Consider the following 13111-nt stretch of genomic DNA (forward strand, 5'->3'; position numbering starts at 1 on the left):
TCTACTTAACAAGTATCAGATAAATGGCCAGACAAATACAGCACTATTAAACGCACTTTCAAAAAAAGACTCTGTTTAGACAAGAAGCCCAGCCTAATGACTCATAGCTGGGTTTCTTATTTAATCATTAGCCGTATATTTAAGGTATACAACACAGTATTAGTTCGTGTCGCTATCTTATTTATACCTGCTATTTTGAGCCAAATACAAAGGTGCGTTATTCTACCACTTCTTTAGCTTTATCGATAACCGCTTGTGGCAACGTGATGCCTTCTTCTTTAGCGTGTTTTGGACTGACGTATAGATCAAGCGCTTGTGGAGTGTAAACAGGAATAGCACCTGCTTTTTCACCGTTTAAGATACGTACGACAATTTTACCAGTTTCACGGCCAAGCTCATAGTAGTTCACGCCTAGAGCAGCAACAGCACCGCGCTCAACTGAGCTAGTGTCTGAGGCAATTAAAGGAATCTTACTTTGTTTGGCGATTTGATAAAGTGATTCGTACGCTGATACTACGTTGTTGTCAGTTGAAGTATAGATCATATCGACCTTACCTTCGAGACTACGGGCTGCCATCGCAATGTCGTTACTACGCTGTGCAGGCGCTTCTAATACATTGATACCTAGTGGTGTTAGCTTCTCTTTTAGATTTTTTAAGATAATCGTTGAGTTGACTTCACCTGGGCTATAGACATAACCGACGTTCTTTAATGATGGAATGATTTGACGCATCAAATCAATCTGTGGCTCATACGGTAGGGCATCTGATGCGCCTGTAACGTTGGTGCCAGAACCATCTAACTTAGGTACCAGTTTTGCGGCTACTGGATCAGTAACTGCTGAGAATACCAATGGAATGCTGCTAGTAGAAGCGGCAACAGACTGCGCAGATGGCGTTGCGATAGCGACGATAACGTCTGGCGCATCAGCGACAAATTGCTTGGCAATCTGACCAGCAGTAGCAGTGTTTCCTTGTGCGCTTTGGAAGTTAACGGTTAAGTTTTCACCGTCCTTGAAGCCTGCTTCGTTTAGCTCGTCGATGACGCCTTTACGTACATCATCAAGCGCCGGATGTTCGACGATAGCGGTAATAGCAACGGTTTTCATAGCCGTCGCTGCATCACCACTAGCGGCAGCATCAGTAGAGCCATCATCTTGTGCTGATTGATTACAACCAGTCAAGATAGCAGTACATACACCGCCTAATAATAAAGCCTTACCGAAATTAAAACGACCAAAACGATTTTGAGACAACATGGGTCTTACTCCTAAAATAATAGTGTGTCCGTACACTATATAAATAATTGACGAGCTAATAGATAGCTTACTACTTTTTATTTGGTTTCGGCATCAATATCAACATTGATGGCGTTTTTTAGTAACTCTGCTGGCAAGCTGACACCTTGTGTTTTGGCGTGCTTAGGACTGACATATAGGGTCAGATCATTCATGACTTCAGGTTTGATAGTATTGACCGCTTCGCCATTTAACACGCGATATACCATCTTGCCAGTGGTACGACCAAAGTCATAGTCATTAACACCAAGCGCAGCAGTCGCGCCGCGTTTTACACTGAATTCATCAGACGCGATAATCGGTAACTTTAGCTCATTTGCTGCTTGGGTCATGGCCTCAAAGGCAGACGCAACATTGTTGTCAAATGAGGTATAGATGATATCTGCGCGTCCTTGCAAACTGCGTGTCGCCATACCGATATCCGTTGGACGATTGGCAGGAATGTCTAATAGTGACAGACCTCGCGCTGGCAGAGCTTGTTTTAGGTTCTCACGCAATGATACTGAGTTTGCCTCACCTGGGCTATAGACATAACCAATGGTCTTTAAGTCGGGTTTTATCTGCTGTAACAAATCCAATTGCGGCTCTAGTGGCAACTGGCTTGAGAGTCCAGTCAAATTGCTTTGAAAGGGCTTGCCATCTGCCGTGATGAGCTTGGCACCTAGCGGATCTGACACAGCAGTGTAGATAATAGGGATAGTGGTGGTCGCGGCTACCACTGACTGCGCAGAAGGCGTTGAGATTGCTACGATCGCATCAGGGTTGTCTCCTGCAAATTGCTTGGCAATCTGTCCTGCAGTCGCTGTGTTTCCTTGAGCACTTTGAAAGTTAACAGTTAGGTTTTGACCTTCGACATAACCATTATCTGCCAATTCATCAATAATACCGCGGCGCATATCATCTAATGATGGATGCTCAACGATTTGAGTAATGGCAATTGATTTGGCAGGTTTGTCTGTAGCCGTGCTATTTTCAGCAGTCGCTGCGGTCTCGGTAGAGGAGTTTGAGCAGCCGATTAGTCCAAGTGTGCTAATGGCACTAAGAGCAACGCCATATAGGCTTAAGCGTAGAGTAGAAGCGATAGTCATTATTAGGTTAACTCATAGGTTATATCAATCGCAAAAACCAAGTAGATACGGCCAGACTGACTGAGCCTACTAACTTGTATAGCAGTAATTTTACTCATCTGTTTGGTGTACTTTGGTTTTTTACCATGATATTGAAGAATGCAGATTAGCCAAGTCAATGCTATGTTGATGCTGAGATAGCAGGCTAACAATTAAATAAAGTAATCGTTCCATCGATTATTATGTTCATATTATGACAGTAATGTAAGTTATCGCAATAAGAAATTAATGTGTAGCGGTCATGGTGATGGATAATAAAAAAATCATCACTTCTTTTTATCTTATCAAGACGCGTGATGCATTGAAGCTCTTGTGTAGATCTGAATATAACAGATGCCGCTAGAGTACTTTTGTTTGCTGAAAACATATGCAAAAGGCTTACATCCTAGCAACGCATCTATTACGTACTCACTTCATAATTAACGTAAGCTAATTTTCATACGAGAAACACGATAGGTCTAAGGATAATCCAGTCATTTTGGTGACATTGTGCTGAATAGTGGATATGAAATATACGCTATTATTTATCTAATTTTTCGAATGACCATTTTAAGGATAATATTATGAACACTGCTAATCTTAAATTATTAACCATCGCCGGTATCACTGCTACTTCTTTGATTGGATTGCCTGCTATGGCAAAAGATGGTCATGGAAACGGGCACGGTAATGGACACGGTAATGGCAAAGGTAACTCTGCCCATGTTAGTAAAAACTATAAACATAATGGCAATGCCCACCCAAGTATCAACGCTTATCGCAATGCTAGCCCGAATGCTTCATTTAAGCGTGATCTTGATAGATACGGTTATAGAGTAGTCGGCAAGATTGATAGAAGGGATTATGACCGTTCTGTCGTTTTAGACCGTTATGATGACCGTTACGTTCGTATTCGTACGCCAGAAAATAACATTGTGACGGTGATTAATGATACTTTACAGATTATCGATATTTTGAGTAGATAAGTATCAGGCTTGGTTTTTAGCCATTTGCTAAATCAGCCATAAAAAAAGATGCCGCTTAGGGCATCTTTTTTTATTTTTTAATCCTAAAAATAACCGTTATGCCAGTACGTCGCCAACAACACAAGCATCTGGCAAGGTAACGACTGTTAAGCCTGTCTTTGGCTCGCCAGTTGACAATACCATGCCTTCTGATACGCCAAATTTCATCTTACGCGGAGCAAGGTTGGTCACGCAAATGACTTTCTTATTAATCAATTGCTCAGGCTCATAGAACTTACGAATTCCGCTAAATACGTTACGTGGCTTATCTTCACCAACATCTAGCGTGAACTGTAGTAACTTATCAGCACCTTCGACATGGTTACACTCTAAAACGTGTGCGACTTTCATCTCGACTTTGGCAAAGTCTTCGATACCAATATAGTCAGTTTGCTCGGCATCTGCATTTGTTACAGGTGCTTTTTCTTTTGCGGCAGGCTTACTACTTTCAGTTGCAGCAGGAGCGTCTGCTTGAGTTAAGGATGCTTTAGAATCTTCTACCATTGCTTCAATATCTTTTTCTTCGATACGCTGCATCAGTGGTTTGAACTTATTGATTTTATGACCTAGTAACCACTCATTACGACTGGCAAAACTTAAATCCTTAAGGTTTAAAAACTCTTTAGCATTATTAGTCAGCTCAGGTAATACTGGCGCAAGATAAACCATCAATTGACGGAAAATATTGATAGCTACCGAGCAGACGTCTTGAACTTCTTGCTCAGTACCCTCCAACTTCGCTAGTGACCATGGCTTCTTGGCATCGATATATTCGTTGGCTTTGTCCGCACATTGCATGATTAAACGCATAGCACGTGAGAATTCACGATTCTCATAGGCAGCAGCAATCTCATCGCCCGTTTTGGTGATGTCTTCTAATAGCTCTGACTCGACGCAAACTTCTGACAGCATGCCGTCGTACTTCTTAACCAAGAACCCTGCACTACGACTGGCGATATTGACCACTTTTCCAACCAGATCAGAGTTAACCTTTTGCATAAAGTCTTCTAAATCTAAGTTGATGTCTTCGACTTTGTCAGACAGTTTGCTGGCGAAATAATAACGCAGATATTCAGGATGTAAGTGCTCAGCATAAGTCTCGGCCTTAATAAAGGTACCGCGTGACTTACTCATTTTTTCGCCATTGACCATTAAGAAACCATGGGCAAAAACACCAGTCGGTGTACGGTATTCGCTACCAGCTAGCATGGCTGGCCAAAACAAGGCATGGAAGTAAACAATGTCTTTACCGATGAAGTGATAAACCTCGGTTTTATGCTCGTTTTCTTGTGCCCAGTAGCGGTCAAAATCAAGTGCTTGGTCTGTCCCTGCACGTTTATCACATAGGTTTTTAAAGCTTGCCATGTAGCCAACTGGCGCATCTAGCCATACGTAAAAGTATTTGTCTGGCTCATCACTTGGGGTATCTGGAATTTGGAAGCCGAAGTAGGGCGCATCGCGTGAGATATCCCAGCTGGCAAGTCCTGCCTCAAACCATTCTTGTAGCTTGTTGGCGACTGAGGTTTGCAAACGATTGTCACTGCGCGTCCAGTCCTGTAAGAACTGCTCAAACTCTGGCAAATCAAAGAAATAATGCTTAGAAGTTTTAAGGACAGGGGTTGCATCAGACAATGTTGAATGCGGGTCCTTTAGATCTGTTGCATCGTAAGTGGTGCCGCATACTTCGCAGTTATCACCATATTGATCTGGTGAGTCACACTCAGGGCAAGTGCCTTTGACAAAACGATCGGCTAAAAACAATTGCTTTTCAGGATCAAATAGCTGCTCGACATCTTTTGTGCTGATATGACCAGCCTCATTGAGACGACGATAAATCAGCTCAGAGAACTGTTTGTTTTCTTCTGAATGAGTGCTGTGATAATTATCAAAATTGATCAGGAACTTTGAAAAATCCGCTTCGTGTGAGGCTTTGACTGAGGCAATTTGCTCTTCTGGCGTGACGCCATTGGCTTCTGCTTTGAGCATGATTGCCGTACCGTGTGCGTCATCCGCGCAGACATAGGTGACCTGATGGCCTTGCGCTTTCATCGCACGTACCCAAATGTCGGTCTGAATATATTCTACAAGATGCCCCAAATGGATATAGCCATTGGCGTAGGGCAGCGCACTGGTTACTAGAATCTCACGCACAAAATCACCTATATTTTTATATAAACGGGTTAGTTATCGAACATCTTAAGCGGCTCATCGCTCATAGATGCGACATCGTTAATGCTAAAAACTTCTAAAAATAATAAAAAATCAAAAAGTGTGCCTATGATACCGTAATTCAGATAATTTTGTGATATTCCTTGGTAATTACTTCTCATTTGGCAAGCATTTATTAGCCATGAACGATAGGTTTACACCGCATGTTGATGGTCATAAACCAGCCATAAAAAACCCATCTGGGAATTGAGTTTTTAGACTACTAAAATCTATCGACGGGAATACCACATAGGTCAATATAGCATTCAAGCCAATGACCAATACCAGCGGAATCATCGCAATGGTGAATGAAGTGTGATGAGTGTTTAATACATCAGCTTCTTTAGCTTCTTTAGCTTCTTTTGCAGCCGCTCCAACGCCGCCTACATCCTCTTCATCATGCTGACCATAGCCTTCGCCCGCTGCATTGGCTTTTCTCGCACGTGACTGAAGCCACAACCAACCACAGATAAACATGATCGTACCGCCAATGATACCCAAGATAGGCGCGGCAAATACGTTGGTATTATAGTAAGGAATTGGAATAGCGTTTTGAATGGCTGGCGTGCCTGGCAGTGCAGTCATCGTAAACGTAAATGACCCTAGGGCAATCGCTGCTGGAATCAAACGTTTTGGGATATCGGCTGCTCTAAACAAGTCTTTGGCGATTGGATAAATAGCAAAAGCCACAACGAATAACGAGACGCCACCATAAGTCAAAATGGCACAGACCAAAATCACTGCAAGTATGGCTTTGCTGGCACCGAGCTTTTCGACGACGGTATTGGCAATGGCAGTTGCTGCACCAGAGTCGGCCATCAAACGCCCAAACAATGCCCCTAGCAAGAATATAGGAAAAAACTTGAGTAAGAATCCACTTAACGCGCCCATAAAGACATCGGTATAAGCGGGGATGGTGCTTAAGAAGTCACCTGATAGTAAGACTGCTAGCGTCGCCATAATCGGTGCTAGGATCAGCACAGAGTAACCGCGATAAGCAAAAAACATGAGTAATAATAGGGTGATGACAATCGCAAATGTACTAAACATGATAGCCCTCCTTGGCAAAATTAAGACAGCGAATATATCGCGCTTATTAATATAGGTAAGAAATTAATCAAAAAACCTTATTTATTGTATTTTATTAAACATAAATCCAGTTGCGATATTACTGAAGGATAAGGAATACTTTGTGGACTCGCGTCCTCTTGGGGTTATTTTCTAATCACTAAGCAACTAGGCGCTACGAAAATAATATGTTAAGTTAGCATAAGTATTTTATACATGATATATCGATATAATATGTATTATTATAAATAAAAATATAAAGTATAATGTTTGATATGAGCCGCGCTTATCAAATGGAAGGCTATTGACAATAAGCGCTAACCATAAAAACTGGTCATCAATCTCATCACAAACAGCAAATTTACAAGGAATGTGAATATGTTTAGTGCCATCACTAACGTGAGCGTACAGCTGGTCAATCGCTATCTACCATCTCCGTTTGTCTTTTCAATTGTTTTAACCCTCATTGCGTTCGCGGTTGGCTTAGCTATTACTGGTCAAGATATGATTGCGATGGCAGGGCACTGGGGTAATGGACTGTGGTCGTTACATAGCTTTGCGATGCAAATGGCGCTGATTTTGGTCACAGGTTACGCGTTTGCCAGTGCACCCTTTATTCAACGGTTATTGGACAATCTTGCCAGCAGAGTTCATTCTCCTACGACCGCCATTATCGTATCGACCCTAGTTGGGTTGGTCAGTTCGTGGATAAACTGGGGTTTTGGTCTGATTATCGGGGCTATTTTTGCCAAAGCACTAGCAAAGAAAGTCGCCAATGTTGATTATCCTTTACTCGTTGCTGCGGCTTATTCGGGTTTTGTGATTTGGCATGGCGGCTTCTCAGGCTCGATACCTTTGACGCTTAGTTCGGGTGGCGATACGCTACTGACGCTATCTGGCAATACGATGACCGAAGCAGTGCCTTTATCTCAGAGTGTATTCGCAGGCTATAACTTACTGATTGTAGGTTTACTCATTGTTATCTTGCCGCTGCTAAACCGCTTTATGCATCCCAAAAATCCTACCGTGATTGATCCTAAATTAATCAAAGAAGAGATCTACGTCGCGCCCCAAAGAAATACACCTGCGCAAAAGCTCGATGATAGCCGTATCATCGCCGTGATATTGCTGGCGTTGGCACTGATGTACTATATCAGCGAGTTTGGCAACAACGGCTTTAATCTAGGGTTAAACATTGTCATTGGGCTATTCTTATTCATTGGTTTGTTATCGCATGGCACGCTAGAGCGCTATTATCGCGCCGTACACTCAGGCATCGGCGGTATCACAGGCATTGTACTGCTGTTCCCTTTCTATGGCGGCATCATGGGAATTATGACGGGTGCAAATGCGGATGGCATCTCCATCAGTACGCAAGTCACCGAGTTTTTTGTCAATTCCGCTTCTGCCGACAGTTTTCCGATTTTTGCATTTTTGAGTGCAGGTTTGATCAATGTCTTTGTGCCATCGGGCGGTGGACAGTTTGCTGTGCAAGGCCCCGTTATGATTCCAGCTGGCATTGAGCTGGGTGTCAGTCCAGCCATCACTGCGATGGCAATTGCGTGGGGGGACGCGTGGACCAATATGATTCAGCCGTTTTGGGCTTTGCCGTTGTTGGGTATCGCAGGTTTGGATGCGAGAGCAATTATGGGTTACTGCTTGATCGTGCTTGCCGTATCTGGCGCAGTCATAATGGGCGTGTTTTGGTTGGTGGTATAACGTTGTAATGCTCAAAAGAAATAAGAGTCGTAAAATAAAATGCGTGAAAAGTAATCATCAAATGGATATTTGATATAGCTAATTCAGAATGAGCTTTACACGGATTAAAAAATATAAATGATAATCATAGGAGATAAGCATGAGTCAATCAAAAGTATATAACAGTGCCGAAGAGGCGTTAAGTGGCATCGTCAGTGATGGGCAAACACTCGCTATCGGTGGTTTTGGACTATGCGGTATTCCAGAAGCATTAATTGCAGCATTGCGCGATAGTGGCGTTGAAGAGTTGACCTGTATTAGTAACAACGCTGGCGTCGATGATTTTGGACTTGGTCTGCTACTACAGACCCGCCAAATCAAGAAAATGATTTCATCATACGTGGGTGAAAACAAAGAGTTCGAGCGTCAGTACTTGGCAGGCGAGTTAGAAGTTGAGCTAACCCCGCAAGGTACATTGGCCGAAAAGCTACGCTCAGGTGGTGCGGGTATTCCTGCATTCTATACCGCGACCGGTGTGGGCACATTAGTTGCCGAAGGTAAAGAAACGCGTGATTTTGATGGTCGTACTTATGTGTTAGAGCATTCACTGCGTGCGGATGTGGCACTCATCAAAGCACAAAAGGCTGATAAAGCGGGCAATCTAATATTTAATAAAACCGCTCGTAACTTTAATCCAGATTGTGCGATGGCCGGTAAAATCACGATCGTTGAAGTAGAAGAAATCGTTGAGACAGGTACGTTTGATCCAGACGAAGTGCATCTACCGGGTATTTTCGTTCAACGTATTGTGCTGAATGCTAGCCCTGAAAAACGTATCGAAAAAACCACGACTAAAGCGCTAGAAGGCGCTTAGATAAAATCATGGTTGAAACTTATCGTCAGTTTTTAGATTGATAATAACTTAGATAGCTAATTGTTTAGATAACTAACGATTCAGATGAATAACAATAGAATATCGTAAAAAAATAAGGAAATCAGCATGGCATGGACAAGAGAACAAATGGCGCAGCGCGCGGCAAAAGAGCTACAAGACGGCTATTACGTCAACTTGGGCATTGGTCTACCAACGCTAGTCGCTAACTATATTCCTGAAGGCGTAGACGTATGGCTACAATCAGAGAATGGCTTGCTAGGTATTGGTGAGTTCCCTACAACAGAAAACGTAGATGCCGACTTGATTAACGCGGGCAAGCAAACGGTGACCGCAGAAGCAGGTGCTAGCTATTTTAGTAGCTCAGAGTCTTTCTCAATGATTCGTGGTGGTCATGTCAACTTGGCCATATTGGGCGCGATGGAAGTCTCAGAAAAAGGAGATTTGGCCAATTGGATGATTCCCAAAAAGATGGTTAAAGGCATGGGCGGGGCGATGGATTTGGTCGCAGGTGTGCAGCGTGTGATTGTATTGATGGAGCAGGTCAATAAGCATGGCGAACCAAAAATTTTGGCAAACTGTGAGCTACCATTGACGGGTAAAGGCGTGGTTGATCGTATCATCACCGAGCTTGCCGTATTAGACGTCACTGATGAAGGCCTCAAACTGGTTGAATTAGCGGATGGTGTGAGCTTTGATGAGCTACAAGAAAAAACGCCAGTAAGTATTATTCAGTAAACTTTGTACAGTAAAGTGACTGTCGTAAGATTAATATATTTTCTCCCGCAAATAAATACGCCACTATGATTATAGTGGCGTATTTGTTCAGTTCAATTTTATAAAAACTAATAATATTTTAGACCATGATAAGGAATATGTATGGCGACCCAATTAGAACAAGATTTGACAGGCAAAGTAGCGTTGGTCACTGGCTCTGCAAGCGGTATCGGACGTGACATCGCTGAGACTTATGCAAAAGCAGGGGCAGCAGTTGGTATTGCCGATATTAATCTCGAAGCGGCACAGAAGACCGTCGATGCTATTGAAGCTGCTGGTGGACGTGCTCTGGCGATTGCCATGGATGTTACCTCAGAAGAGGCGGTAAACGATGGTGTACAACAGCTAGTTGATGCTTTTGGCAGTATTGATATTTTGGTTTCTAATGCTGGTATTCAGATTATTGATCCTATCGATAAAATGGCTTTTAGCGATTGGAAAAAAATGCTGAACATCCACTTAGATGGCGCTTTTTTGACCACTAAAGCAGCGATTAAGCACATGTATAAAGGCGATAAAGGCGGCACAGTTATTTATATGGGCTCTGCGCACTCGCATGAGGCCTCATTGTATAAAGCCCCCTATGTAACCGCGAAGCACGGACTACTAGGGCTGTGCCGTGTATTGGCCAAAGAAGGTGCAGCGCATAAGGTACGCTCGCATGTGATTTGCCCAGGATTTGTCAAAACGCCATTGGTAGAAAAACAAATTCCAGAGCAGGCAGCTGAAAAAGGCATCAGTGAAGAGTCGGTTATTAACGATATCATGCTGGTCAATACCGTAGATAAAGAGTTTACGACAGTAGAAGACATTGCCCAATTGGCACTATTTTTGGCGGCTTTCCCAACCAATGTATTCACTGGACAATCTATCGTGGCCAGCCATGGTTGGTTTATGAATTAATATATATACAATTTGCATATACCACAACGTCAGACCTACTGGCGTTGTGGTTTTTTTATACGTCCAATTCAGCTACACTGTCACGATAGAAGGTCTGGCTAATACACTCATCAACGCTATTGTTTGTGAGATACGCAATGAGACAACTTGAGCGATTTGCCAGATCTACCCACTTGTATAGGCCATAATAGTAGCTATGTTTAACTTTATGAAGAAAAAAACCACAAAAACCGAAACGCCTCAGCAGCAGGCAGAGCGTGATAGTGCCGTCGACAAAGTCCTACTTGGATATGAGATAGGTGCTGTCAGTATTGCCACGATGGTCACAGGACTTGAGCGTGATGGAGCAGCACTTACATTAGACCTGCGTTTGCCGAAAGACAGCAATCCTGAAGTTATCCAGCAGGAGCTTGGGCAGTTGCTACATCCACACGGTATTACCACGATTCATATGAACGTGCGTCTGCCTGCGCCAGAAAAGGGTTCAGGTTCAAGCTTACCAAAGCAGATGCCAAAGACAACCAATGCGATGGAATCCCAGCCTTCATCTGGCGCTAATAACAATGCTAGTAGCACTAACGCTGAGCCACCGATTACGAAAGCGGCACCTACGCAAGCATCGTTGTCCGCGCATCCTCGTATTCGTCATATTATTGTCGTGGCATCAGGTAAAGGCGGTGTTGGTAAATCGACAACGACGGTCAATATCGCTTTAGCACTACAAAAGCTTGGCAACCGAGTTGGTGTGCTGGATGCCGATATCTATGGTCCTAGTATGCCAACGATGTTGGGCGTTGCTGATGTGAAGCCGCAACTAGAAAACGAGCAGTTCGTACCTGTTGATGCGCATGGTATGGCAATGCTCTCTATCGGTAGCTTACTTGATGGAGATAATACCCCGGTTGCATGGCGTGGACCGAAGGCAACGGGTGCATTGATGCAGCTATACAATCAAACCAACTGGCCGCAGCTAGACTATCTAGTGATTGATATGCCACCCGGTACGGGTGATATACAGCTGACATTGGCGCAGCGTATTCCAGTCACAGGTGCTGTCATTGTCACGACACCGCAGCATGTTGCCTTACTCGATGCGCAAAAAGGCGTTGAGATGTTTAACAAGACTAATATTCCTGTGCTTGGTGTGGTTGAAAACATGGCGCTACACACTTGTAGCAATTGTAACCACACCGAAGCGATCTTTGGTACGGGTGGCGGTGAGTTTATCGCTGAGCAGTATCAGGTACCGCTATTGGGTCAGCTACCACTTGCCAGTGGCATTCGTGCACAAGTTGATAAAGGTGTGCCAAGCGTCTTAGCTGATGATGAGTTTGCACAGTATTATCTAGATATTGCCAAAAACATCGAAACCAATATCAATAAATTTGCAAAGCCTGTCGATGACAAGCGGATTTTCTAGTGTCTAATGATTGAATAGGGTGCTGGTTGTTTAGCTAGTCTAAAACCAATGTAGGATAAAACAGCCATCACGCTATAAATTCAGCCGTCAATTCCGTATAATCGTCGCTATTAAATATTTGCTAAGGAACAACAATGTCTATTAAGTCTGACCGCTGGATTCGTAAAATGGCCGAAGAGCACGGCATGATTGAGCCATACGAGCCGGGTCAAGTACGTTTTAATGATGCAGGCGAGCGTTTGGTTAGCTACGGCACCTCAAGCTACGGTTATGATGTGCGCTGTGCTCCTGAATTTAAAGTTTTTACCAACGTACATTCAGTGGTCGTTGATCCTAAGAACTTCGATGATAAAAGCTTTATCGATATCGTTGGTGACGAGTGTATCATTCCACCTAATTCGTTTGCTTTAGCTCGTACTATGGAGTATTTCCGTATTCCGCGTGATGTATTGACTATCTGCCTAGGTAAGTCAACTTACGCGCGCTGTGGTATTATTGTCAACGTAACGCCGCTTGAGCCTGAGTGGGAAGGGCACGTTACTTTAGAGTTTAGTAATACAACCAATCTGCCAGCACGTATCTACGCTGGTGAAGGCGTGGCGCAAATGCTGTTCTTCCAAAGCGATGCCGATGATGTCTGTGAGACCAGTTATAAAGATCGCGGTGGCAAATACCAAGGTCAGCGCGGTGTAACACTGCCAAGAACCTAGTCAGTAA

At 43.5% G+C, this 13111-nt stretch carries 11 protein-coding genes; 7 read left to right on the top strand and 4 right to left on the bottom strand.

The window, feature by feature from the left end; translation table 11 throughout:
• Window positions 1-217 precede the first annotated feature (217 nt).
• Window positions 218-1258, bottom strand: a complete 1041-nt coding sequence (locus FQV37_RS00795; RefSeq protein WP_160020900.1) for an ABC transporter substrate-binding protein — start codon at window positions 1256-1258, stop codon at window positions 218-220.
• A 77-nt stretch (window positions 1259-1335) separates the two neighbouring features.
• On the bottom strand, window positions 1336-2385 hold the full coding sequence (locus tag FQV37_RS00800; protein WP_102094939.1) for an ABC transporter substrate-binding protein: 1050 nt from the start codon (window positions 2383-2385) through the stop codon (window positions 1336-1338).
• Between the two features lie 602 nt (window positions 2386-2987).
• Between FQV37_RS00800 and FQV37_RS00805 the strand changes: the two genes are divergently transcribed.
• Window positions 2988-3389, top strand: a complete 402-nt coding sequence (locus FQV37_RS00805) for a hypothetical protein (RefSeq protein ID WP_160020901.1) — start codon at window positions 2988-2990, stop codon at window positions 3387-3389.
• Window positions 3390-3485: 96 nt separating this feature from the next.
• On the opposite strand, the gene metG is transcribed toward FQV37_RS00805, so the two are convergent.
• Both metG and FQV37_RS00815 read right to left on the bottom strand, forming a co-directional pair.
• Window positions 3486-5579, bottom strand: a complete 2094-nt coding sequence (gene metG, locus FQV37_RS00810; protein WP_160020902.1) for a methionine--tRNA ligase — start codon at window positions 5577-5579, stop codon at window positions 3486-3488.
• 231 nt (window positions 5580-5810) lie between these two features.
• The gene (locus FQV37_RS00815) at window positions 5811-6686 is read right to left on the bottom strand and encodes a GntP family permease (protein WP_240990900.1); all 876 of its coding nucleotides are present in this window, start codon (window positions 6684-6686) and stop codon (window positions 5811-5813) included.
• 396 nt (window positions 6687-7082) lie between these two features.
• On the opposite strand from FQV37_RS00815, the gene FQV37_RS00820 reads away from it, so the two are divergent.
• The 6 genes from FQV37_RS00820 to dcd all read left to right on the top strand — a co-directional run bounded on the left by FQV37_RS00820 (window position 7083) and on the right by dcd (window position 13104).
• Entirely contained in the window at window positions 7083-8423 is a 1341-nt protein-coding gene (locus tag FQV37_RS00820) for a short-chain fatty acid transporter (protein WP_160020903.1), read from the top strand.
• A gap of 139 nt (window positions 8424-8562) precedes the next feature.
• Window positions 8563-9276 (top strand): CoA transferase subunit A, encoded by a 714-nt coding sequence (locus tag FQV37_RS00825; protein ID WP_160020904.1) that lies wholly within the window; start codon window positions 8563-8565, stop codon window positions 9274-9276.
• Between the two features lie 126 nt (window positions 9277-9402).
• Complete coding sequence (locus FQV37_RS00830; protein ID WP_160020905.1) at window positions 9403-10032, top strand: 3-oxoacid CoA-transferase subunit B; 630 nt, start codon at window positions 9403-9405, stop codon at window positions 10030-10032.
• 141 nt (window positions 10033-10173) lie between these two features.
• Window positions 10174-10974 (top strand): 3-hydroxybutyrate dehydrogenase, encoded by an 801-nt coding sequence (locus FQV37_RS00835; RefSeq protein ID WP_160020906.1) that lies wholly within the window; start codon window positions 10174-10176, stop codon window positions 10972-10974.
• A gap of 196 nt (window positions 10975-11170) precedes the next feature.
• A complete protein-coding gene (gene apbC, locus FQV37_RS00840; protein ID WP_160020907.1) occupies window positions 11171-12394 on the top strand; it encodes an iron-sulfur cluster carrier protein ApbC in 1224 nt (407 codons plus the stop codon).
• A gap of 134 nt (window positions 12395-12528) precedes the next feature.
• Window positions 12529-13104: a dCTP deaminase gene (dcd, locus tag FQV37_RS00845; RefSeq protein ID WP_058024138.1), complete on the top strand. Its 576-nt coding sequence runs from the start codon at window positions 12529-12531 to the stop codon at window positions 13102-13104.
• The last annotated feature ends 7 nt before the right edge of the window (window positions 13105-13111 follow it).

Source organism: Psychrobacter nivimaris (assembly GCF_009812035.1).
Taxonomy (GTDB): Bacteria; Pseudomonadota; Gammaproteobacteria; order Pseudomonadales; family Moraxellaceae; genus Psychrobacter; species Psychrobacter nivimaris.

What these genes read in the sequence shown, in the direction of transcription:
- FQV37_RS00795 (WP_160020900.1), bottom strand. Translation starts at nt 1,258, where the DNA reads ATGTTGTCTCAAAATCGTTTTGGTCGTTTTAATTTCGGTAAGGCTTTA.
- FQV37_RS00800 (WP_102094939.1), bottom strand. Translation starts at nt 2,385, where the DNA reads ATGACTATCGCTTCTACTCTACGCTTAAGCCTATATGGCGTTGCTCTT.
- FQV37_RS00805 (WP_160020901.1), top strand. Translation starts at nt 2,988, where the DNA reads ATGAACACTGCTAATCTTAAATTATTAACCATCGCCGGTATCACTGCT.
- FQV37_RS00815 (WP_240990900.1), bottom strand. Translation starts at nt 6,686, where the DNA reads ATGTTTAGTACATTTGCGATTGTCATCACCCTATTATTACTCATGTTT.
- FQV37_RS00820 (WP_160020903.1), top strand. Translation starts at nt 7,083, where the DNA reads ATGTTTAGTGCCATCACTAACGTGAGCGTACAGCTGGTCAATCGCTAT.
- FQV37_RS00825 (WP_160020904.1), top strand. Translation starts at nt 8,563, where the DNA reads ATGAGTCAATCAAAAGTATATAACAGTGCCGAAGAGGCGTTAAGTGGC.
- FQV37_RS00830 (WP_160020905.1), top strand. Translation starts at nt 9,403, where the DNA reads ATGGCATGGACAAGAGAACAAATGGCGCAGCGCGCGGCAAAAGAGCTA.
- FQV37_RS00835 (WP_160020906.1), top strand. Translation starts at nt 10,174, where the DNA reads ATGGCGACCCAATTAGAACAAGATTTGACAGGCAAAGTAGCGTTGGTC.
- apbC (WP_160020907.1), top strand. Translation starts at nt 11,171, where the DNA reads ATGTTTAACTTTATGAAGAAAAAAACCACAAAAACCGAAACGCCTCAG.
- dcd (WP_058024138.1), top strand. Translation starts at nt 12,529, where the DNA reads ATGTCTATTAAGTCTGACCGCTGGATTCGTAAAATGGCCGAAGAGCAC.